We start from the raw sequence: 22,162 nt of genomic DNA on the forward strand, positions 1-22,162 counted from the left end.
TCGATCATTAATTAAAATTTGATTATTTTTTAATCATGTTGACCTGCGTCCTCACAGCCCTTAATGGAGGGGTGGAAGTTTCGCCTTTCTGCGGTTATTGCACCACAATGCCCATAGGCCGAAGCATCCCGCCCCGCCGGTTCGCCGGCGGGGTTCCTTATATGCATTAATACGGGTCAATCATTGTGCCGCAATGGCAGGCAAATCAATTGAAATGTCGCCGATCACTGATCTGATCTGATTACGCAACCAGACCAGCCCGACATCCTTGTCCGCCCAGATCGGCCAGTTCATGGTTACCGGCGGGAAATTCAGTGGAATGGGCATTTCACAGAACACCAATCCAAACAGCGGAGCATATTGCACCGCAATCCTGCGCGGCACATTTGCCACAATCGGGGCATTCCGGGCAGCTGCAAGCAACGGCATAAAATCGGGTGCCGCCAGAACCACATCAAGATCGATACCGATCGCACGCAATGCATCACCAACGCAGCCTTCAACATTGCCCGTCTGGGACAGAACCGCGTGGCGCGCGCCAAGGTATGTTTCGCGCGATAGCGGCAATGTCAGCTTGCAGATATCGGGGTTAAAGCAACAGGCCACACTGGATTCAAACAGCACTTCGCCGATCTGGCGAGATTCCTTGCATCCGATTGCCAGATCGATTTCCCCGGCATTCAGCATAAGATCGACTGTTTCGACAGAAATAGAACGACTTACAACACGTACACCCGGTGCGGTTGATTGCAAATGGTGCATCAATGCTGGCAACAGGACCATTTCCATTTCGCCGGTAATACCGATCCGGAAAATGCGATCCGCTGTACCCGGATCAAAACTGTCCGTCGCCTGAAGCGCACTTTGCGCCTGCGTCAAAGCCGCCCGAACCGGCCCGGCCAATGCGCGAGCCTTTGCGGTTGGCTGCATTTTCTGTCCGACACGAACAAAAAGATCATCCTGCAGCAGCATCCGGAGCGTTGACAGGTTGTGGCTCATGGCGGACTGACCAATCCGCAATTTTTCCGCAGATTTCGTGACACTCAACTCTTGCATCATTGCGTCAAACGCAATCATGAGGTTGAGGTCAAATGACCGTAAATTGAAATGATCAATAGCATCCATGATCCGCATCGATTTGATTACTGACTGATTGAAATATAACCTTTCCTTATCGCGTTACAAGCCGCCGGTTAAATACCGGCCATTTGATTAAGGGAGAATGTTCTGATGCTGTCACGCAGAGACATGCTTAAAGGTTCGCTTGCTGCTGCCGCCATCGGGGCGACAGCCAGCACCGTTTTTATTCCGTTGCGCGCTAGCGCCAAGGCAACATTGGTTGGCACACAGGCGCCGGGCTATTACCGCCTGATGGTGGGCGACGTAGAAGTTACCGCTCTTTCCGATGGTACCGCGCAGTTCCCGCTTGCCGATCTGTATCTGAATACCAGCCCCGAACATGCGCGCACGGCCCTTGCAAATGCTTTCCAGGGCACGCCGACAACGACATCCGTGAACGCCTATCTTCTGAACTTCGGCGATCGTCTTGTGCTGCTGGATGCCGGGACAAGCGACTTGTTGGGATCGGCCCTTGGCAAACTGCCATCCAATATCCTCGCATCGGGCTATCACCCCGATCAGATCGACGATGTGGTGATTACTCACATTCATACCGATCATACCGGCGGACTGACTTTGAACGACAGGAAAGTCTTCCCGAACGCCACGGTGCATGTACCGAAACTCGATGCGGAATACTGGCTGAGTACGGAAAATCGCGACAAGGCACCGGAAAGTGCCAAACAATATTTTGATCAGGCCGCCTTATCGACGAAGCCTTATAGCGAAAGCGGCACGCTTTCGACCTACGCGTCCAATGAATCGCCGGTTCCGGGCCTGATCAATTCAACGCATCGTCCGGGGCACACACCAGGACACAGCGCCCTTTGGTTTGAAAGCAAAGGCGAGAAGTTTGTTTATTGGGGCGACATCACCCACGGCGATGTCATCCAGTTTGATGAACCGGGCGTCTCGATTGCCTTTGATGTCGATCCCGATCAGGCCATCACCACCCGCGAAGCGGCCTTTGCCGAAGCCGTATCGGAAAAATATCTGGTTGCCGGGTGCCATATCGCCTTTCCCGGAATCGGTCACGTGGTCGAAGACAGCACGATGTATGACTGGGTCCCGATGAACTATCGCGCCGACGTCTGATCAGATTTCCCGACCCACGTTTCCGACACCAGACGAAAAAGGGCGACCTGCATCAGACGCAGGCCGCCCTTTGATTACCGTTATCGATAAAGCCGTCTATTCCGGCATTCCGGCACGGATCCACTGCCCCAATTGCACCCGTTCCTCGTCCGTCATTTCGGTCATGTTGCCAAGCGGCATGGCACGCCCGATGACGGCCTGCGCCAGAACACGCTGCGCATTAGCTTTGACCTGTGCGATGTCGTCAAACATCACCCCCATCGGGGCTTCGTCAAAACCTTCATCGGTCGGGTTGGCCGAATGGCAAGATGAACAACGATGCTGAACAATCGCCAGCGCATGATCGGTGGTGATGACTTCCTGATCGGCCAGTTTGGCAGCATCGGGATCATAGGATGCGAACATCGCCAGAATAGCCATGCCCACCGCTGCCGATGGCAATTGCCACGCAATCGCCCTGCCACTTCCGCCGGCATTGCGGGTGTTGAAGAAATGGCGCACCAACCCGCCAATGATCAGGATCAGACCGACAATCAGCCATGACTGATCATGGGAAAACAACATCGAATAATGGTTGCTGATCATCATCAGCAATACCGGAAGCGTCAGATAGTTATTATGAGTGGATCGTTGCTTGGCCTGCAACCCCAGGGCGGGATCGGTTTTTTTCCCGGCCATCAGGCTGGCGACGACCTTTTTCTGGTTGGGGATGATGATGCGAAACACATTGGCCGCCATGATCGTCCCAATCATCGCACCGACATGAATAAACGCGCCACGCCCGCTAAACACATGAGTAAACAGATAACTCGCCGCCATGATCAGGATGAACAATGCAACCGCAAGCTTGCCGGTACTTTTGCCTATTGCACTTTTGCAGATGATGTCATAGATCACCCAGCCGGCAAAAAGACTACCCAGCCCGATCAGGATTGCATCCGTTTTGCTCAGCGCCAGAATGCTCGGGTCAATCAGATAGCTTTCGGCACTCCAGTAATACATGGTGACCAGAAGTGCAAAACCGGTCAGCCAGGTGAAATAGGCCTCGTATTTGAACCAGTGCAATTCCGGCGGCATGGATTTTGGGGCAACCATCCATTTATTGACGTGATAAAACCCGCCGCCATGAACCATCCAGGCTTCGCCATAAACGCCTTCATCCATGCCCGGACGTTTGCGCAAACTCAGATCAAGCCAGACGAAGTAAAAAGATGAACCGATCCACGCGATACCGGTAATCAAATGCGCCCAGCGCAGGATCAGGTTGATCCAGTCCTGAAACAGAATATCCACCCGCTGAAACCTCCGTCTTGCCGGGCGCCTCTCATGCCGCCCTGCTGTCCCCTTGCCGGTTATGCGCATCATACGACCGCACTGATCCGGAATTATTCCAATCAGAGTCCTAACATAGCGTATCCGGGTGCTCTATTATTAAGGGCAGGCGCATAATCGAAATGACTTTCAAGTTATTTTTTAAAATGGCACAGTGACCATCAGGATTTGGAAAAATACAAATCCAGAAAATAAAAACGCCGTATCAGGAGCCCGCAACCCATGTCCGACTTTGAGGACATCCAGATTTTTGTCCGCGTAGCCGAACTTGGAAACCTGTCTGCCGCCGGGCGCGAATTGCGCCATTCGGCGGCGGTTGTTTCAAACCGGATCGCGCGCCTTGAAGAGCGGCTGGGTGTCCGGCTTTTGAACCGCACGACAAGACGGGTCAATTTGACGACCGAGGGTGATGTTTATTACCGGCACTGCCTGCGAATTCTGGCCGAAATGCAGGAAGCCGAAAATGCCATCGCCAATCAGAAAAATACCACACGCGGTCCGGTCACGCTGACCTGCCCGATTGCGTTTGGCAACAAATATGTCGCACCGATCATTCCGAAATTTGTCGAGAAAAACCCTGATGTGCAGATCAGACTGCACCTTTCCGACCGTTTGCTGGACCTGCTTCAGGACAAGGTCGACCTTGCCATTCGTATTGCCGAGTTAAAGGAAAGCTCGTTGATCGTGCGCAAGCTTGCGGCAAATAAACGCATGCTGGTGGCAAGTCCGGCCTATCTGAAACGACATGGCATTCCAAAGGCACCGGGCGACCTGCTGCATCACAACTGCCTTTTACTGCGGTTTCCGGGATCACGGCAATATCAGTGGACACTGCATGGTGCGAAGGAAGAAGGCCCGGTGACTTTGTCGGTTTCCGGCTCGATGGACTCAGATAATGGCGAAGTCCTGACCCGCTGGTGCCTTGATGGGTATGGCATCGCGTTGAAATCACACTGGGAAGTCGGCGACCATATCCGCAACGGTCATCTTCAGGTGGTTTTGCCCGATTATACGCCGCCATCACATGCGGTTTACGCGCTTTATCCGGAAAACCGTTACCTGCCGACACGTGTACGTGCCTTTGTTGATTTTCTGGTGGGCGAGTTTGGCGGGACACCGCCATGGGAAAAGAGCTGATACAGATCCGTATACCCCCTAAGCATCCTGCCAGATTCAGGACGTTTCGCGGCATTTGTTCGTATTACTTTTTGATTTCCGCCAAATACCCGCCCAGAACGGCCGCGACATTGAACCCGATGACGTCATGGGCATAACCGCCTTCCATGACGAACACGGTTTTCAATCCCAGTCGTCCGATCATTTGTCCAATCCGGTTGAAATCATCGGTTTTCAGTTTGAAATCGCACAAAGTTTCGGCTTCGTGAGCATCAACGCCAAGCGCGATCACCAGTGCGTCGGGCTGCCAGGTGATGATTTTCTGAATAGCCTTTGCAAAGCCCTGCCCCCACGGACCGAAATCCGACCCACCGGGAAGCGGGATGTTCAGGTTCGCCCCCTGCCCGTCCAGACGACCGGTTTCATTTTCATAGCCTGTAAAGAACGGAAACTGGTGTTTCGGATCGGCATGGATCGAAACGGTCAGAACATCACCGCGATCATAGAAAATATCCTGCGTCCCGTTGCCGTGGTGGTAATCGATATCCAGGACCGCGACCTTTTTCGCACCCTTGGAGATCATCTGCTGGGCAGCAATGGCCGAGTTATTGAGGAAACAATATCCGCCATAACGATTGGCATGGGCATGATGTCCCGGCGGACGGGTCAGAGCAAAGGATGCCTCGCCATCGTTCCAGACGGCATCTGCCGCCGACACCACGGTTTGTGCGCCCCAATAGGCCGCCTTCCACGTCCCCTTGGTGATCGGGGTATCAGATGAAATGGCATATTGCCCAAGACGCGCACTGATATGGGCGGGTTTGCCGCCGGAAAAACCGGCTGTCGGCCAGACATACGGGAAAGCGTCGTGGTCGTTACCCGCCGCATTCCAGTCCGCCCATGCGTTTTCAAGAAAGGCCAGATAATCCGCATCATGGATTGCCGCAATCGGTGCCATGCCATGATCGGCCGGATCAACCAGCTGCGCCTGCACGGAATGGGCCACCGCATCACGAATAATTGCCATACGGCGGGAATTTTCAAAGCATGGAATCAAACGTCCATGGTGCATTTCACCATTCCCGTCATGGGCATCGTGGCGGGAATTAAAGAACACACGCATGACCGTCTTCCTTTCCGGCAAAGGCAATAAGGGGCGTTTATCCCCTAATGTTATCAGAAAGTTCTTAACAGGTGCCTATTTGCGCGCAGTGCTAAAAAGCAGTTCGGCAATCGTATCAAGGAAACCACCAAGCTGTTTGCGCAGGCTTTCCGATTCCCTTGCCAAACGGTCTGCCATGTCGCGCGTGGTATCGGCGGCCTCCCCGGTTTGACCGGCCATTTCGGAAACTACGGTGATATTGTCGGTGACTTCCTGTGCACCGCTGGATGCCTGCTCGACGTTACGCGTGATGTTTGACGAGAGTGCAGTCTGGGTTTCGACATTGTTTGAAATCAGATCCGAACGTGCGGCCAGATCATCAATCACCGATGCGATTTCGCGGATTGAGTTGACCGATGCCTCGATCGCGTTCTGGATGTCCTGAACTTTTTCCTCGATCGATTCCGTTGCCTTGCTGGTCTGGTTCGCAAGGCCCTTGACCTCGTTGGCGACAACGGCGAAGCCCTTGCCTGCCTCGCCCGCACGGGCGGCTTCGATGGTCGCGTTCAGTGCCAGAAGATTAGTCTGAGCGGCAATATCGCGGATAAAGCTGACAACTTCGACAATTTCACCGGCTGCAGCTTCGAGCTGACCAATACGGCCATCGGTTTCCTGTGCCAGACCATTCGCACGATGGGCGATTTCAACCGATTCACGGGCCTGATCGGCAACGGTGCGGATTGACTGATTAAGCTCTTCGGATGCCTCGGACACGCCAGATACATTTGCAGCCGTTTGACGGGCCGCCGCCGCAACGTTTGTCGAACGTGAACTGGTTTCATGCGCAATACGATTGGCATCGCCCGATGCGGTTGAAAGCGCACCCGCGGCCTCGGCGATTTGATCGACGGCTTCGAATGAACCGCTTTTGAATTCATCGATGATCGTATTGAAACCGGACAGTTTCTTTTCAATCGACGCGGTTGCTGCGTTGATTTTCTGTGCCGACGTCAGATAGGCACCGACCAGACCTGTTTCGACAATCCGGCGATAATACCGGTTTTCCGAAACAGCGCCCATTGAGGCCGCGCTTTCACGCAGGAAGGCATCATTACGGTCAATCAGACGGTTGATCGCAATAAAAAGTTCACGCATGTCCGGATGACTGTCGACATTGGTGATACGTGCTTCGTAATCACCCTCGGCTGCGGCCAGCACCACATCCAGTGCCTTTTTGATCCCCGATTTTGAACCACCAAATAGCGACATATTGAAACCTCGAACTTGAAATCGACCTTAAAGGCTTTGAATGAATTTGTCATATGCCAGACCGGCATCTGAAAGTTTTTGCGCCAGCGCTTTGCCCGCGGCAATCATGCCATCCTTGCGGTTGGCAGTGCTTTCCTCGATCTGGCGAAGTTCGGCATAAAGAGGGATGACCTTGTCTTTAAGAACTTTGGGATCGGCAACCCGGCGATTGGAATGATAACCGACAATCTTGCCGTTTTTATCAAAGCTGGGCGTAACATGTGCAAAGACCCAGTAGTGATCGCCATTCTTGGACATATTCACGACATAGGCGAAAATCTCGTGACCGGCGGCGATTTCATCCCAAAGGAGCTTGAAAATACAGCGCGGCATATCGGGGTGACGAATGATCGAATGGGGCTGACCCAGCACATCCCTTTCGCGATAATCGGAAATACGGAGAAAGACTTCGTTGGCATAGGTAATCCGGCCTTTAAGATCCGTCTTGCTGACGATCAGTTCTTCCGGTTTGAAATGGCGTTCCTTGCCGGTCGGCTTGGCCCTGACTGATGTTTCGCTCACGTTTCTTTCCCCGATTTTTGTCTGATAACCCGTTCTTTCGAAGGGTGGCAGTTTTGCATATCCGCATACTATGTAACGATATCCTCGCGAAGGATAAATGTAAAATGTCCATGGAATACATAGGCTAAGCCCGATGATAGAAATTAGATAAATCCAATCAATTGATTCATAGCAGGTCGGACTGGATAAAACCCGCTATCATTGCATCAGAAACTCGTCATTTTGATTTCCCGATCACCGGCGCACGAGCAGAGGAACGGCATGGCAAAAGATCTTCGGGATTTTCCCTATCGCGTGGTTATTCATGAAAAACAGTCCGCACAAAATGTATTGGATTGGCTGGACAAGAACATCCGCAGCGACAGGTGGACCATGGGTATTCGAAATATCGAATTGCCACGCTCCGACCACTCCGCACCGATTGTAGATATGGTGATCTATTTTTCCCGGCGCGAGGATATGGAACTGTTTCGCGAACGGTGGGCTGGCAAGACGCGCGAACATAAGGTCAAACTGAAGTTCTGGCGCGCCGCCCTTTATGCCCTGATGCACCCAAAGATGGAAATGGTCGCCTACGAAAAAATGGATGACATCCCCAAACGTATCCGTCCGGGCGATCCCGAAACATCAATCAGCAAACCCTGAAACGAAACAACCCCGCATGGTGACATGCGGGGTTGTTCATCACGCATCCTTTTTCAGGTTGCATGTCTTGATTATTTCGGCAGTTCGGCATCGATGCCTTTGACATACCAGTCCATGCCCAGAAGCATCTCGTCAGGCGCAACTTTGCCTTCTGCAACACGCAGTTCACCAGCCTGATCGTAGATCGGGCCTGTAAACGGATGGAATTCACCCGAGGAAATCTTGGCAGACGTTTCCTCGGCCAGTGCCTTCACATCATCAGGCATGTTGGTATAAGGCGCCATTTCAACCATGCCGCTGTCAATGCCCCCCCAAGTGTCCGTCGATTCCCAGGTTCCGTCGAGAACAGCACGGGTTCGTTCGACATAGTATTTGTCCCAGTTATCAACAATCGCGGTCAGCTGTGCTTTCGGCGCGAACTTGATCATGTCCGATGCCTGGCCAAAACCGACGATGCCGCGATTTTCGGCAACCTGAAGCGGTGCCGGGCTGTCGGTGTGCTGAACCATGATATCGGCCCCCTGATCGATCAGGGCCTTGGCAGCATCGCCCTCCTTGCCCGGATCATACCAGGTGTTGGCCCAGACGATTTTGACTTTGACGTCCGGATTGACCGACCATGCCCCCATCATGAAAGAGTTAATGCCGCGCACCACTTCCGGGATCGGGAAGGAGCCGACATAACCAACAATATTCGACTTGGTCATTTTACCGGCAATCACACCGGCAACATAACGGCCTTCATAGAAACGTGCGGCATAGGTCGAAAGATTGTCTAAACGTTTGTATCCGGTCGCATGTTCGAATTTGACATCGCCGAACTGTTTGGCAACCTTTTCCGTCGGGTTCATGAAGCCGAATGAGGTGGTGAAAATCAGGTTATGTCCGGTCTGGGCCAACTGACGGATCACACGTTCGGCGTCCGCGCCTTCCGGCACGCTTTCGACATAGCTTGTGCTGACGCGGTCGCCAAATTCGGCTTCGATGGCCTGACGGCCGATGTCATGACGGTATGACCAGCCATGATCACCAATCGGACCGACATAGATAAAGCCCACCTTGGCGTCCTGTGCCTGAGCCGCCCCCATGCCCGTTGCAAGGGCTCCGATGGCCGCGACGGCGGCAATGGTGCGTTTTAGAAAAGTTGCAGTCATTATCAAGTCTCCCTGTTTATCAGTTGATGAGCATTTAACCCCAATTTCTTGGGCAATCAATCACATGTTCAATCCAGTGTCGAACTATGTACGGGTGCTCACTTGATGGTGAAATACCCTGCACGGCTCTTGCCCGGTCTGCACTTCCTCCCGCCGGGCCGGAGCATCTTTTGGCGTACCCCGATCCCGAAAATTCGTCCCCGAACCGCCCCTATTGTGCTGGTCGGAATGACTGCCCGATACAGGCAGGTGCATTCAGTCTGATCTTGGCGCGGTCGCTTGAGATAATCACAAGAACAATCACGGTCGCAAGATAAGGCAGCATAGACATGAACTGGGACGGGACGTGAACCCCCATGCCCTGCGCATGAAGCTGCAGCACCGAAATCAGCCCGAACATATAGGCCCCCATCAGCAAGCGCCCCGGGCGCCAAGTGGCAAATACCACCAGTGCCAGCGCGATCCAGCCTCGTCCGGCGGTCATGTTTTCTGCCCACATCGGGGTATAGGACAGCGACAGATACGCCCCGCCAAGACCCGCCATCGCCCCGCCAAACAACGTTGCCATATAGCGTATTTTAATGACCGAATAACCGATGGCATGTGCCGAATGATGCGAATCACCCACTGCCTTCAGGATCAGTCCGGCACGTGACCGCGTGAGGAAGAAACCGATGGAGATCACTGCTGCGATCGAGAAATAAACCAGAAAATCCTGACCAAAAAGGATCGGGCCAACAACCGGAATTTCGCTTATGAACGGGATCGACAATGAGGGTAACGGTTCAATCGCAAAACCGACAAAGCCGGAACCGACAAGTGCTGAAAAACCGACCCCGAAAATGGTCAGCGCCAATCCCGTTGCCACCTGATTGGCCATCAGGGTCAGGGTCAGGAAGGCAAAAATCAGGGCCATCAATATCCCGGCAATGATCGCCGCCAGAATACCCAGAATGGCCGATCCGCTTGAGGCCGTCACGGCAAATCCGGAAATCGCCCCGACCAGCATCATGCCTTCGACGCCGAGGTTAAGCACCCCGGATTTTTCGGTAATCAGTTCGCCAGTCGACGCCAGCAAAAGCGGGGTCGATGCCGTGATAACAGTCAGGATCAGTGGAATGAGCCAATCCATTATGCGGCCTCCCCTTTGGCTGCAGGAGTTCCGAAACGAACCCGGTATTTGGTCAAAACATCACAGGCCAGCAGGAAGAACAGCAAAATTCCCTGAAACAGCCCGGTCACCGCATTTGGCAGCCCCAACGTAATCTGGGCCAATTCCCCGCCCAGATAAGTCAGCGCCATAATCAGCCCCCCAAAGAGGATACCAACCGGATGTAATCGGCCAAGGAAAGCCACAATAATCGCGGTAAAGCCGTAACCTGGGGATATGGCGGGCTGCAATTGACCGATAGGCCCGGCAACTTCGAACAACCCTGCAATACCGGCAAGGGCACCGGAAAGAAGCAACGTAAACCAGACCATGCGTTTCTGGCGGAAGCCGACATGACGGGCCGCCTGCGGAGCCTTGCCAACTACACGCAACTGGAAACCGATCACGGACTTCGACAACAGTATCCAACCGGCAATTACCACAAGAACCGCAACCGCCGTTCCAAGATGAACCCGCGTTCCATCATAGATTACCGGCAGCAGACCTGCATCGGGGAACGGACGTGATTCCGGGAAATTGAAGCCTTCGGGATTACGCCACGGACCATGCACAAGGAAGCTAAGGAACAGCGTTGCGACATAGGTCAGCATCAGGCTGGTCAGGATTTCGTTGGCATTAAATCTGGTGCGCAAAAGCGCCGGTATGGCCCCCCAGAACGCCCCGCCAATTGCCCCAAGCACAAACATTGCAGGCAAAAGGAACATGCTTTCACTGTCATAGAAATAAAGCGCAAGACCACCGCCGAATATGGCACCCATGGTCAATTGACCCTCTGCCCCGATGTTCCAGACATTTGCCCGGAAGCCCATGGCAAGACCGATTGCAATGATCACAAGCGGAGTTGCCTTCACAAACAGTTCGGAAATGCCATAGCTGTTATTGATCGGCAGGATGAAGAAAGTATAAAGCGCATCAAACGGGTTCTTCCCCATAAAGGAAAAGATGATCCCGCCGACAAACAACGTCATTAGAATTGCCAGAACCGGCGACAGATAAACCATCGCCTGACTATGCTGGCGACGGGGTTCAAGCCTGACCAACGCGATCTCCTTCGATAAGCTCTTTCGTCTTCAGGGTTGCGTCGCCTTCCAGATCGTGAAGCCCCCCCATCAACAAACCGATTTCCTCGACACTGACATCGGCCATTGGCCGCGGGGCGGACATCTTGCCTTCGGACATCACCACCACCTGGTCACAAATGGCGAAAATCTCGTCCAGATCCTGGGAAATCACCAGAACCGCCGTACCCTTTGCCGCCAGATCAAGCAATGCCTGATGGATGGCGCTTGCCGCACCGGCATCGACACCCCAGGTCGGTTGTGAAATCACCAGCACGCCCGGATCCTGAAGGATTTCACGCCCGACGATGAATTTCTGAAGGTTCCCACCCGAAAGACTTCCGGCCTCGGCCGAGGCACCGGTGGTCCGCACATCGAATGTCTTGATAATCTTGTCGGCAAAGCTACGGGTCGGCACTTCGCGGATCAGACCACGCGCGGACAATGCCATGCGCCGGAATGCTGTCAAAAAGCCGTTTTCCGACAGGTTCATATCGGGAACGGCACCATGCCCGTTGCGTTCTTCGGGTACAAACGCAGCTCCAAGCCGACGGCGACGGCGCGGACCAAAATGCGCAACCGCATTGCCATCAATTTTGATGCAGTCGGGCGTGCCGATGATTTCTGTCTCGCCCGCCAGTGCCTTAAACAGCTCGTTCTGGCCATTTCCGGCGACACCGGCAACACCCATGATTTCACCGCCGCGTACCTTAAGGCCAATCCTCTTAAGATCGGTGCCGAATTGTTCATCGCTGATCAATGATAGATCGGAAATATCAAGACGCACATCACCAAACTTGCGCGCGCCGCTGCGATCAGGCGCAGTCAACTTCTGGCCGATCATCATTTCGGCCATGGATTTTGCCGTTTCCGCGCGCGGGTCACAGCCGCCAACAACCTTGCCACCGCGCAATACGGTAGCCTTCTGACACAGTGCTTTGACCTCGTGCAGCTTGTGGCTGATATAAAGGATCGCGCACCCTTCATCGGCAAGTCGGCGCAATGTTTCAAACAGCTTTTCGACTTCCTGAGGGGTTAAAACAGATGTCGGCTCGTCCAGAATAAGCAGTTTGGGATTTTGCAGAAGGCAGCGGACGATTTCGATCCGCTGACGTTCGCCAACCGAGAGCGTGTAAACATGACGATCCGGATCAAGCGGCAGACCATAGGTCTTTTCGACCTCAATCACCTGCTGACGCAGGGCGGCCATATCGCGCACATCGTTCATCGCCAGCGCAATGTTTTCCAGCACCGTCATGGTTTCAAACAGCGAAAAATGCTGGAACACCAGACCAACGCCCATTTCGCGCGCGTCATGCGGGCTATGGATCGTGACCGGCTTACCTTCCCACAGCAATTCGCCCTGATCGGCCTGCAATACGCCATAGATGATTTTCACAAGCGTACTTTTACCCGCCCCATTTTCCCCCAGAAGGGCATGGATTTCGCCAGGTTCGATACGGAAACTGATATCGTCATTTGCCAGACAGCCCGGAAAGGCCTTGGTCACACCGCGCACTTCAAGCTGTGCCGGTTTCACCCCACCTGTCATCACCAAGCCTGTATCTGATCCGGTATTCCCGGTCGTAGACGTCACTGCTGCCACCCCTAAATTGCGATCTGATCACACGCACCGAAGGTATTACCCGTTCACGGTTTGCTAATCAAACGGTCTCAATACGCGATTTTGTCTTCTTTGGTATCCCAGGCCGCAAAGACATCACGCGCTTCCCCTAAATCCAGATGTTCGCAAGGCAGACTCCGATCCGGGATCGGTTTTGCCACTTCATCATACAGGAATTGATCGTCAAAGCCGATTGCCGCGGCATCATCACGGGAATTGGCATAATAGATCCGGTCAAGACGTGCCCAATAGATCGCCGAAAGGCACATCGGGCATGGCTCGCAACTGGTGTAAATCTCGCATCCGGCAAGATTGAAGGTACCAAGCTTTTCACAGGCCGAGCGGATGGCGCTGACCTCGGCATGGGCGGTCGGGTCGTTGCTGGATGTTACCTTGTTCCAGCCTTCGGATACGACTTCACCGTCCTTGACAATGATTGCGCCGAACGGACCGCCACAGCCTTCTTCCATTTTCGTCCGCGATAAATTCACGGCATGGAGCATGTGTTTATGCTTGGCATCACACACAGCCAAATCTCCCTATATGAACTCCTGATCCGGTAAACGGATCCTCCTGATCAGGCCGCTATTGGCGCGGCCCTTTATCATTTAAGTGCCTCGCAATGAAGGCCTTATCATCCGGCAAGACCATCTTGCGCGCGCCTGTTCACCGGATATTGCGCCATTCGTGCCTCACGCACGGACAGCAATTGCACCGCGACCGATGCCGCGATGATTGTCGGCTGTTTGCCGGTAATGCCTTGAATTCCAATCGGGCATGTCAAACGACCGATTTCCACGTCACCCAACCCCCGATCTTTTAATCGCCGGACAAAACGCGCGCGTTTGGTTTGGCTTCCGATCATGCCAACAAAACCAAGATCATCCCGCATCAAAGCCGCCCGGCAGATATCAAAATCCTGCGCGTGGCTGTGCGTCAGGATGAGCACAAAGGCGCCAGAGGGTATGTCGCCCACTTCGCCCTGTGGCCTATCACTTTGATGCAGATGCAATTTTGGTGCTTCTGACAGGGACAGGTATTCATCACGCGAATCGATCAGATGAAGATCGAAGGGCAAGGGTGCCAATGCCTGAACAACCGCCTGCCCGACATGCCCGGCCCCAAAAAGCCAAAGCGGTGTTGCCCCGTCATCAAGCCGCAGGCAAAGTTTGCGTTCTTCGCCCAACCGCGACAAACCACCGCGCACGCCTGTGAAAAGACGATCCAGTGCTTCGGAATCCGCAGCACTTGCAGTTTCAAGATGTTGGCTTTTGCCCATCGACAACAATACCCAGTCACCATGACCAAGACCGTCGCGGTTTTGTGTGCTGCTTATTGCGGTTGCCAACTGATTCTTTTGCATTGGGTTCAGCGGGTGAAATGCAATATCGACAGCGCCCCCGCAACATTGCCCAAGCCCCGGCCCCAAGGGGAAGGGAACCAGTTCCGTAATGACATCACCCTGAGAGGCTAGAATTTGACGGGCGCGCAATGTGACCTGATATTCCAGATTGCCGCCACCAATCGTTCCGGCAATGGCACTTTCGCTGACCAGCATAAACGCCCCTGCCTCACGCGGGGTGGACCCGCGAATGGCCGCCACACTGATCAGCATCACCGGATCAGGGGACTGCAACACAGTAATAAGGGCGTCATGGGACAGGCGCATGATGCTATTCTCCCGCCGCCGGAACAGCGTCATGATTTTCGGCGATCATACCCTTTGCCACGTTGGCAACTGCGGTCAGGACGGCTTCGGGGGTTGCCGGTGCATCAAGCATCGGGATCACCTTGTAATCCCCGACGGACGCAATCGCATCGGCAATCGCACGATGCACCGAAATCGCCAGCATCAGGGGCGGCTCGCCAACCGCCTTGGATCTGTGAATGGTTTTTTCAACGTTTCTTCCGGATGACCACAAGTCAAGCCGGAAATCATCCGGTCGATCCGAACATGCGGGAATTTTATAGGTCGACGGCGCATGTGTGCGCAAACGACCTGCATCATCCCACCACAACTCCTCGGATGTCAGCCATCCCATGCCTTGAATAAAACCGCCTTCGATCTGACCACGGTCAATCGCCGGGTTCAGCGACCGGCCTACATCGTGGCTGATATCAACGCGGGTCACCTTGTATTCGCCGGTCAGGGTATCGATCATTACCTCGGAGCAGGCCATACCATAGGCAAAGTAATAAAATGGCCGTCCCGATGCGGTTTCACGGTCGTAATGAATTTTCGGCGTCGCGTAATAGCCGGTTGCCGAAAGCGAAACACGCGCCAGATAGGCCTGTTTTACCAGATCGGCAAATTCCAGTTCGGCAACATCACCAACAATCACCCGGCCCGGAACAAAGCGAATGGCGGCCTCGGCCACACGGTATTTTTCAGCCGCAAATGCAATCAGGCGGGATTTGATTGTGATGGCGGCATCGCGCGCGGCCATGCCGTTCATATCCGCCCCGCTTGATGCCGCGGTTGCCGATGTGTTGGGGACCTTGCCGGTATTGGTTGCCGTGATCTTGATCCGGTCCAGATCAATCTGGAATTCCTCGGCAACAACCTGGGCGACCTTGATAAACAGGCCCTGCCCCATTTCCGTCCCACCGTGATTCAAATGTACCGATCCGTCCTGATAAATATGGATCAATGCGCCCGCCTGATTAAGGAAGGTCGTGGTAAAGGAAATGCCGAATTTGACCGGCGTGATCGAAAGGCCGCGCTTGATCACCGGGCTTTCGGCGTTAAACGCATCTATATCTTTGCGGCGTTTGCGATAATCACAAGATGCCAGAATGTCGTCGGTCAGTTCCGAAAGGACATTATCCTCGACCGTCATGTGATAGGGCGTCGTGTTGCGGTCGGTTGTCCCGTAATAATTGGCAATCCGTACATCAAGAGGATCACGGCCAATCGTCATGGCGATTTCATCAATAATCCGTTCAATCGCCACCATGCCCTGCGGGCCGCCAAATCCGCGAAACGCGGTATTGGACACCAGATTGGTTTTACAGCGATAGGACCGTATTTCGACATCGCCAAGGAAATAGGCATTGTCGGTATGGAACATCGCCCGATCACAAATGGCGGCGGACAGATCGGCCGAGAAACCGCAATTGGCGGCATATTGAATATCCAGCCCGCAAATGCGGCCGTCATCATCAAAACCGACATCATATTCGACAATAAAGTCATGGCGTTTACCCGTCATGACCATGTCATCATCGCGGTCCAGACGTATTTTCGCCGGACGCCCGGTTTTGACCGCAACGATTGCGGCCAATGCCGCCCATTGCGATGCCTGCGTTTCCTTGCCGCCAAAACCACCCCCCATACGGCGTACCTCGACCGTCACGGCATGTGCCGGGCGGCCCAGAACATTGGCGATGTTGTGCTGCACTTCGGAGGGATGCTGGGTCGAACAATGCAAAAGCACATCGCCGTCTTCCTGCGGAATGGCAAGGGTGATCTGTCCTTCAAGATAGAAATGATCCTGCCCGCCGATTTCCATCATACCGGACCGGCGATGCTTGGCGCGCGCCAGTGCCGATTTGGCATCGCCCTGCGCCATCACATGGGGCGGGGCGACGAATTGCTGTTTTTCCAGTGCCTCCCTGACGTTCAGGATAGCCGGCAGTTCTTCATATTCGATCTCGGCCAGCTTGACGGCATTACGGGCCTGTTCGCGGGTTTCGGCGGCAACGCAGAAAACCGGCTGACCGTAAAACTGAACAATCCCGTCGAGCAGAACCGGATCATCATGGGTATGGGCAGGCGACACGTCATTGACACCGGGCACATCCTCAGCCGTCAGAACACAAACCACACCGGGGGCGGATCGCACCTTTGACAGATCCATCTTCGTGATCCTGCCATGTGCGATGGTTGCCGCACCGGGGGCCAGATGAAGGGTGCCGAACGGTTCAAGAATATCGTCGACATAAACCGCCTCGCCCGCGACATGTTTCGGACCGCTGTCATGCTTGCTGGCGGACCGGACCCCACCCGAAAGCCCCGGTGTCGGGGCAAGAAGTTCATCCGGGTCTTTGGTATCGATGATTTTGGATGCGTTGTCAGACATGGGCGGCCTCCCTGCCAACCAGACGGGTGGCAATTTCGGGGGCGGTTGTTTCGATAAACAGTTTGGTCAAAAGGTTTTGCGCGACCAGCATGCGGTATTCCTTTGATGCCCGCATATCCGACATCGGATCGAAATCCCTGGTCAAAGCCAGTTGCGCCGCGTTCAGGCTGGCTTCATTCCAATCCTTGCCGATCAAGGCCGCCTCGCATTTTTTGGCCCGCATCGGTGTCCCGGCCATACCACCAAATGCCGCACGGAATTCAGCGACCTTGCCATTTTCAACCCGAATGGCAAAGGCCGCAAGAACCGCCGTAATATCCTGATCAAACCGCTTGGAAATCTTGTAAGCCTTGAACTGCACTGTGGCGTCAGGTTTGGGAACGATAATGCTTTCAACAAACTCGCCCTTGGCTCGGTCCTGCTTGCCATAGGTGATAAAGAAATCTTCAAGCGCAACTTCGCGGCGGATATCGCCCATACGCAGAACAATGCGCGCGCCCAATGCAATCAGGGCTGGCGGTGTATCGCCAATCGGCGATCCATTGGCAATATTGCCGCCAACCGTCCCCGCATTGCGGATTTGCCGCGACCCGATCCGGCGAACCAGTTCCCCGACATCACCGGCAATCATGCCAAGTGCATTATGGGCATCGCTATAAGTCACACCGGCACCGATGGTCAGAACACCGTCCTTTTCGCGGACCGACTTAAGATCGGCGACATCCCCGATATAGATAATCGGATCCAGCCGTTTGAGCATCTTGGTCACCCAAAGCCCGACATCCGTGCCCCCCGCCAACACCGTTGCATCGGGGTGGGTTACCAAAAGTGCGGCCAGTTCATCGCTGCTGCGTGGGGCAAAATATCGGCCAACCGGCATTTCGAGGACGAGCATGCCTGCCCCCTCGACCATTGCGGTCAATCGGGTGGCGATATCGGAACGGCGCGTTTGTTCAACCGGGTCAGTTACGCTTATGCCGCCGGACCTTCGGGCAGCATCAATGATCGGGCCATAGCCGGTGCAACGGCACAAGTTACCGGCCAATGCATCATTGATGGCACCCCGGTCACCCTCGCCCCCATCCAGCCAAAGCTGATACAGGCTCATGACAAAGCCCGGTGTACAGAAACCACATTGCGACCCGTGGGTTTCCACCATGGCCTGCTGCACCGGATGCAGGCTTCCGTCATCGGATTTAAGATGCTCAACAGTCAGAAGCTGCTTGCCATCAAGGGTCGGCATAAACTGGATACAGGCATTGACCGTCCGGTAACGCATGCTGCCCATTCCATCCGGTTCGCCCAGAATAACCGTGCAGGCACCACAGTCGCCCTCGGCACAGCCTTCTTTGGTCCCGGTCTTGCGCTCGTTTAAGCGCAGCCAGTTCAGAACCGTCATTTGCGGATCAATATCGCGCAGGCGGCGTTCCTCGTTCCCGAACAGGAACCGGATATTATCGCGTGTATCAAGGGCCGGTTTGGTCATGATGGCCTCAGCTGCCGCGATAGGTGGAATAGCCAAACGGCGAAAGCAGCAACGGCACATGATAATGTGCCTGCGCATCTGAAATACCGAACCGGATTACGACCTGATCAAGGAATTTCGGTTCCGGCAGATCAAGACCGATGGCGTCGAAATACGCCCCCGCATGAAAGACAAGCTGATAATCGCCCGGCTTGAACGAGGCACCGTCAAGCATTGGCGCATCTGTGCGCCCGTCGGCATTGGTTACGGCTTCGGCGACCAGATCATCATGGCCGTCACCAAAACGGTGCAGCTCGATCCGGATGCCGCCCGCCGGGCAACCTTTTGCCGTATCTAGAACATGGGTGGTCAGTCGTCCCATGCCGGGCCTCCTCTTTTCTCTCTCATGCGGTGGTCGGTCGCTTCTTCCCTGGTCGGCTTTTCTGATTGATCGTTTTATGCCGAACGAATTTATAGCGTTTCAAAAAGGTCGCATTAGGACGCTGATCGTGGAAAGAGGCGATAAAGTGAAACTATATCAATAATTCTTTGAAAAACGATTGCCACAGCTTCGTGCAGAATACTATCAAAGTCGGATAAAAAGCTTTTAAAAGCCAACAAAAAACCGGCCAAAGCGATTTCCCGTCCAGGAACATTATCAAAGTCAGTTTGATAGTGCGGCATGATCATCCACTGATCAGCGCGCAGGAGTTCTTCCTTGCTGCGCTGCGACCTATGGTTAATGCTACACCAAACAGCCCGCATGACAAAGCCGGGCGTTGCGATATCAGGAGAGGCCAAAGATGACCGAACAGAATTATGCACGCGACCTGATTGGCTATGGCCCCAATCCGCCAAAGGCCAACTGGCCGGGCAAGGCCCGTGTTGCGGTACAGTTCGTGCTGAATTACGAAGAAGGTGGAGAAAACTGCGTTCTGCATGGCGATCGCGCGTCCGAGGCCTTCCTGTCGGAGATCATCGGTGCCGACATGCGCGAGGGTGTGCGCCATATGAGCATGGAGTCGATTTACGAATATGGTTCGCGCGTGGGTGTCTGGCGCATCCTGAATCTGTTTCGCGAACGGCAAATTCCGATCACCATCTTTGCCGTGGCCATGGCACTGGCCCGTCACCCGAAGGTTGGCGAAGTCGCGATGCAGGATGGCCATGAAATCTGCTCCCACGGCTATCGCTGGATCGATTATCAGTACTTCCCCGAAGACCTTGAACGCGAACACCTTCACAAGGCCATCGACATCATCAGGGATGTGACGGGTGAACGCCCGCTTGGCTGGTACACAGGCCGCACGAGCCCGAACACCCGGCGGATTGTCGCCGAAGAAGGCGGGTTCCTGTATGACGCGGATGATTACAGCGATGAGCTGCCTTTCTGGTCGACACAGACAGACACACCGCATCTGATCGTGCCCTATACGCTTGATGTCAACGACATGCGCTTTGCCGCCATGCAGGGTTTCAATTCCGGCGAACAATATTTCCAATATCTGAAAGACAGTTTTGATACGCTTTACGAAGAAGGTGCCGAAACACCGCGGATGCTGTCTGTTGGTTTGCATTGCCGTCTTGTCGGCCGTCCGGGCCGGTTTGCAGCCCTGAAACGCTTTATCGATTATGTTCGCGGCCATGATGATGTCTGGTTTGCACGCCGCATCGATATCGCCCGGCACTGGCGCGAACATCATCCGTTTACAGCAAACAAATAACCATCAAGAAAAACAAGGACTGAAAAGGCCGATATGACCGAAGCTGCAAAACCATTGTTCGAAACACGACCGCCCAGCACATTGGCAAAAAGCGCCTTTGTGTCACTTTATGGCGGGGTTTACGAACATTCGCCCTGGATCGCCGAACAGTTATATGATCGCGGCATCACGCCCGACCTTGATCACCCCGATGCGCTGGCCGATGCCATGGCTGCCGTCGTTAATGGTGCGGTTGATCCGGACAAACTTTCATTGCTGCGCGCACATCCCGATCTTGCGGGCAAACTTGCCTTGGCCGAACTGACGCACGCCTCACAGAACGAACAAACCGGTGCCGGACTTGATCAATGTACACCCGATGAACTTGCCCGTTTCACGCAATTGAATGACGCCTATAAAAAGAAGTTCGGCTTCCCGTTCATCTTTGCCGTCAAAGGGTTTCACCGTAACGACATCCTGAACGCATTCGAACGCCGCGTAAAAAACGATGTCGAAACCGAATTTAACGAGGCCATCAATCAGGTACACCGTATCGCCAAGCTGCGCCTCGAAGCCCTTTGATCCCAATGACCGGCCCGAACCGAATAACCGAAAATCAGGATTTAGTAGCCATGAGCCAACCTGTAAACCATGATGCCCCGGAATTTACCCGGCGTTTTGTAAACTTGGCCGATGAACGTCTGGGCGCAGAGGCAATCTTTGCGACCGATGATTTCTTTGCCGACAAGCAACGCATGTTGCAAACCGCGGATGCCATTTTCTATCCGGACAAATATGATGACAATGGCAAGTGGATGGATGGATGGGAAAGCCGTCGGAAACGTGTCGAAGGACATGATTACTGCGTGGTGCGGCTGGCGACATCGGGCCGGATTTACGGGGTTGATATCGATACCAGCCACTTCACCGGCAACTTCCCGCCCGCCGCATCGCTTGAGGCATGCTATTGCCCGGATGGTGATCCCGCCGATGACGCCGCATGGACCGAAATCGTCGCCCCCATAGGACTACGTGCCGGTGTCGGTTCAGAAGCCCACCATTATGCCGATGTCACGGCAGAGGGCGTTTTCACCCATGTGCGCCTGCATATCTATCCCGATGGCGGCATTGCCCGTCTGCGCGTTTATGGCCGTCCGGACAGGGACTGGTCAAAAATGGCAAACAGTGCGGATCAGGTTGATCTGGCGGCCATGATCAATGGTGGCGTGGTTCTGACATGGTCGGATGCCCATTATGGCAACCCGAATGCCATTCTGGCACCGGGGCGAGGTGCCAATATGGGCGATGGCTGGGAAACCAGACGACGCCGTGAACCGGGTAACGAGTGGCTAATTGTTGAACTCGGCCATCCCGGCGAGATTGAAAAGATCATCGTCGATACCTGTCATTTCAAGGGCAACTATCCCGACCGGGTTTCGATTCAGGCCGCCTATGTGGTTGGTGAAAAGGACAAATCACTGCGCGCACGTTCGATGTTCTGGCAAACCATCTTGCCCGAACAGAAAATGCAGGCCGACCATATCCACGAATTTGATGCGTCGGTGCTTGCCAAGCTCGGCCCGGTATCGCATTTGCGGGTAAATTCCATTCCAGATGGCGGGATCAGCCGCCTTCGCATTCTTGGCAAACCGGCAAAGCGATAAGA

Annotated in this window: 20 protein-coding genes; 6 read left to right on the top strand and 14 right to left on the bottom strand. The window is 54.2% G+C overall.

The window, feature by feature from the left end; genetic code table 11:
• Positions 1-180 precede the first annotated feature (180 nt).
• Positions 181-1,125, bottom strand: coding sequence for a LysR family transcriptional regulator (locus LG297_RS18475; RefSeq protein ID WP_404422871.1), 945 nt, complete (start codon positions 1,123-1,125; stop codon positions 181-183).
• A 105-nt stretch (positions 1,126-1,230) separates the two neighbouring features.
• On the opposite strand from LG297_RS18475, the gene LG297_RS18480 reads away from it, so the two are divergent.
• Entirely contained in the window at positions 1,231-2,214 is a 984-nt protein-coding gene (locus tag LG297_RS18480) for an MBL fold metallo-hydrolase (RefSeq protein WP_404422873.1), read from the top strand.
• A gap of 96 nt (positions 2,215-2,310) precedes the next feature.
• Here the strand turns inward: LG297_RS18480 and LG297_RS18485 are convergent, their stop codons facing one another.
• Positions 2,311-3,507, bottom strand: coding sequence for a urate hydroxylase PuuD (locus LG297_RS18485; RefSeq protein WP_404422875.1), 1,197 nt, complete (start codon positions 3,505-3,507; stop codon positions 2,311-2,313).
• A 261-nt stretch (positions 3,508-3,768) separates the two neighbouring features.
• Here LG297_RS18485 and LG297_RS18490 point away from each other — a divergent pair, with 261 nt between their 5' ends.
• Positions 3,769-4,683 (top strand): LysR family transcriptional regulator, encoded by a 915-nt coding sequence (locus tag LG297_RS18490; protein ID WP_404422877.1) that lies wholly within the window; start codon positions 3,769-3,771, stop codon positions 4,681-4,683.
• A gap of 64 nt (positions 4,684-4,747) precedes the next feature.
• Here LG297_RS18490 and LG297_RS18495 read toward each other — a convergent pair whose 3' ends face one another.
• The 3 genes from LG297_RS18495 to LG297_RS18505 form a co-directional block, all read right to left on the bottom strand.
• Positions 4,748-5,785: a histone deacetylase family protein gene (locus LG297_RS18495; protein WP_404422879.1), complete on the bottom strand. Its 1,038-nt coding sequence runs from the start codon at positions 5,783-5,785 to the stop codon at positions 4,748-4,750.
• 75 nt (positions 5,786-5,860) lie between these two features.
• On the bottom strand, positions 5,861-7,033 hold the full coding sequence (locus LG297_RS18500; protein WP_404422881.1) for a methyl-accepting chemotaxis protein: 1,173 nt from the start codon (positions 7,031-7,033) through the stop codon (positions 5,861-5,863).
• 27 nt (positions 7,034-7,060) lie between these two features.
• Complete coding sequence (locus tag LG297_RS18505) at positions 7,061-7,594, bottom strand: PAS domain-containing protein (protein WP_404422883.1); 534 nt, start codon at positions 7,592-7,594, stop codon at positions 7,061-7,063.
• Positions 7,595-7,855: 261 nt separating this feature from the next.
• On the opposite strand from LG297_RS18505, the gene LG297_RS18510 reads away from it, so the two are divergent.
• Positions 7,856-8,239 carry a hypothetical protein gene (locus LG297_RS18510; RefSeq protein ID WP_404422885.1) on the top strand — a complete coding sequence of 128 codons (384 nt, stop codon included), beginning with the start codon at positions 7,856-7,858 and terminating at the stop codon, positions 8,237-8,239.
• Between the two features lie 71 nt (positions 8,240-8,310).
• Here LG297_RS18510 and LG297_RS18515 read toward each other — a convergent pair whose 3' ends face one another.
• The 9 genes from LG297_RS18515 to uraH all read right to left on the bottom strand — a co-directional run bounded on the left by LG297_RS18515 (position 8,311) and on the right by uraH (position 19,175).
• Positions 8,311-9,393, bottom strand: a complete 1,083-nt coding sequence (locus LG297_RS18515) for a BMP family ABC transporter substrate-binding protein (RefSeq protein WP_404422887.1) — start codon at positions 9,391-9,393, stop codon at positions 8,311-8,313.
• A 211-nt stretch (positions 9,394-9,604) separates the two neighbouring features.
• Positions 9,605-10,525 (bottom strand): ABC transporter permease, encoded by a 921-nt coding sequence (locus tag LG297_RS18520; RefSeq protein WP_404422889.1) that lies wholly within the window; start codon positions 10,523-10,525, stop codon positions 9,605-9,607.
• Entirely contained in the window at positions 10,525-11,604 is a 1,080-nt protein-coding gene (locus LG297_RS18525; protein ID WP_404422891.1) for an ABC transporter permease, read from the bottom strand. Before LG297_RS18525 ends, LG297_RS18520 begins: the two co-directional genes overlap by 1 nt.
• Complete coding sequence (locus LG297_RS18530; protein ID WP_404426969.1) at positions 11,591-13,174, bottom strand: ABC transporter ATP-binding protein; 1,584 nt, start codon at positions 13,172-13,174, stop codon at positions 11,591-11,593. Before LG297_RS18530 ends, LG297_RS18525 begins: the two co-directional genes overlap by 14 nt.
• A 122-nt stretch (positions 13,175-13,296) precedes the next feature.
• Positions 13,297-13,773, bottom strand: coding sequence for a nucleoside deaminase (locus LG297_RS18535; protein ID WP_404422893.1), 477 nt, complete (start codon positions 13,771-13,773; stop codon positions 13,297-13,299).
• Between the two features lie 107 nt (positions 13,774-13,880).
• On the bottom strand, positions 13,881-14,915 hold the full coding sequence (gene xdhC / locus LG297_RS18540; protein ID WP_404422895.1) for a xanthine dehydrogenase accessory protein XdhC: 1,035 nt from the start codon (positions 14,913-14,915) through the stop codon (positions 13,881-13,883).
• A 4-nt stretch (positions 14,916-14,919) separates the two neighbouring features.
• Positions 14,920-17,328 (bottom strand): xanthine dehydrogenase molybdopterin binding subunit, encoded by a 2,409-nt coding sequence (gene xdhB, locus LG297_RS18545; RefSeq protein WP_404422897.1) that lies wholly within the window; start codon positions 17,326-17,328, stop codon positions 14,920-14,922.
• Positions 17,321-18,814 (bottom strand): xanthine dehydrogenase small subunit, encoded by a 1,494-nt coding sequence (gene xdhA / locus LG297_RS18550; protein ID WP_404422899.1) that lies wholly within the window; start codon positions 18,812-18,814, stop codon positions 17,321-17,323. The genes xdhB and xdhA overlap by 8 nt, the downstream gene beginning before the upstream one ends.
• A 7-nt stretch (positions 18,815-18,821) precedes the next feature.
• Positions 18,822-19,175 carry a hydroxyisourate hydrolase gene (gene uraH, locus LG297_RS18555; protein WP_404422901.1) on the bottom strand — a complete coding sequence of 118 codons (354 nt, stop codon included), beginning with the start codon at positions 19,173-19,175 and terminating at the stop codon, positions 18,822-18,824.
• 421 nt (positions 19,176-19,596) lie between these two features.
• Between uraH and puuE the strand changes: the two genes are divergently transcribed.
• Genes puuE through alc form a run of 3 tightly spaced genes read left to right on the top strand, consistent with a single transcriptional unit; the run spans position 19,597 to position 22,160 of the window.
• Positions 19,597-20,517, top strand: coding sequence for an allantoinase PuuE (gene puuE / locus LG297_RS18560; RefSeq protein ID WP_404422903.1), 921 nt, complete (start codon positions 19,597-19,599; stop codon positions 20,515-20,517).
• A gap of 33 nt (positions 20,518-20,550) precedes the next feature.
• Complete coding sequence (gene uraD, locus LG297_RS18565) at positions 20,551-21,078, top strand: 2-oxo-4-hydroxy-4-carboxy-5-ureidoimidazoline decarboxylase (protein ID WP_404422905.1); 528 nt, start codon at positions 20,551-20,553, stop codon at positions 21,076-21,078.
• A gap of 50 nt (positions 21,079-21,128) precedes the next feature.
• Positions 21,129-22,160 (top strand): allantoicase, encoded by a 1,032-nt coding sequence (gene alc, locus LG297_RS18570; RefSeq protein ID WP_404422907.1) that lies wholly within the window; start codon positions 21,129-21,131, stop codon positions 22,158-22,160.
• Positions 22,161-22,162: the final 2 nt, after the last annotated feature.

Source organism: Thalassospira australica, assembly GCF_044790785.1.
Classification (GTDB): domain Bacteria; phylum Pseudomonadota; class Alphaproteobacteria; order Rhodospirillales; family Thalassospiraceae; genus Thalassospira; species Thalassospira australica_A.

Excerpts from the sequence above, each read along its gene's own strand:
- LG297_RS18475 (WP_404422871.1), bottom strand. The coding sequence starts at position 1,125 with ATGGATGCTATTGATCATTTCAATTTACGGTCATTTGACCTCAACCTC.
- LG297_RS18480 (WP_404422873.1), top strand. The coding sequence starts at position 1,231 with ATGCTGTCACGCAGAGACATGCTTAAAGGTTCGCTTGCTGCTGCCGCC.
- LG297_RS18490 (WP_404422877.1), top strand. The coding sequence starts at position 3,769 with ATGTCCGACTTTGAGGACATCCAGATTTTTGTCCGCGTAGCCGAACTT.
- LG297_RS18495 (WP_404422879.1), bottom strand. The coding sequence starts at position 5,785 with ATGCGTGTGTTCTTTAATTCCCGCCACGATGCCCATGACGGGAATGGT.
- LG297_RS18500 (WP_404422881.1), bottom strand. The coding sequence starts at position 7,033 with ATGTCGCTATTTGGTGGTTCAAAATCGGGGATCAAAAAGGCACTGGAT.
- LG297_RS18510 (WP_404422885.1), top strand. The coding sequence starts at position 7,856 with ATGGCAAAAGATCTTCGGGATTTTCCCTATCGCGTGGTTATTCATGAA.
- LG297_RS18515 (WP_404422887.1), bottom strand. The coding sequence starts at position 9,393 with ATGACTGCAACTTTTCTAAAACGCACCATTGCCGCCGTCGCGGCCATC.
- LG297_RS18520 (WP_404422889.1), bottom strand. The coding sequence starts at position 10,525 with ATGGATTGGCTCATTCCACTGATCCTGACTGTTATCACGGCATCGACC.
- LG297_RS18530 (WP_404426969.1), bottom strand. The coding sequence starts at position 13,174 with ATGACAGGTGGGGTGAAACCGGCACAGCTTGAAGTGCGCGGTGTGACC.
- xdhC (WP_404422895.1), bottom strand. The coding sequence starts at position 14,915 with ATGCGCCTGTCCCATGACGCCCTTATTACTGTGTTGCAGTCCCCTGAT.
- xdhB (WP_404422897.1), bottom strand. The coding sequence starts at position 17,328 with ATGTCTGACAACGCATCCAAAATCATCGATACCAAAGACCCGGATGAA.
- xdhA (WP_404422899.1), bottom strand. The coding sequence starts at position 18,814 with ATGACCAAACCGGCCCTTGATACACGCGATAATATCCGGTTCCTGTTC.
- uraH (WP_404422901.1), bottom strand. The coding sequence starts at position 19,175 with ATGGGACGACTGACCACCCATGTTCTAGATACGGCAAAAGGTTGCCCG.
- puuE (WP_404422903.1), top strand. The coding sequence starts at position 19,597 with ATGACCGAACAGAATTATGCACGCGACCTGATTGGCTATGGCCCCAAT.
- uraD (WP_404422905.1), top strand. The coding sequence starts at position 20,551 with ATGACCGAAGCTGCAAAACCATTGTTCGAAACACGACCGCCCAGCACA.
- alc (WP_404422907.1), top strand. The coding sequence starts at position 21,129 with ATGAGCCAACCTGTAAACCATGATGCCCCGGAATTTACCCGGCGTTTT.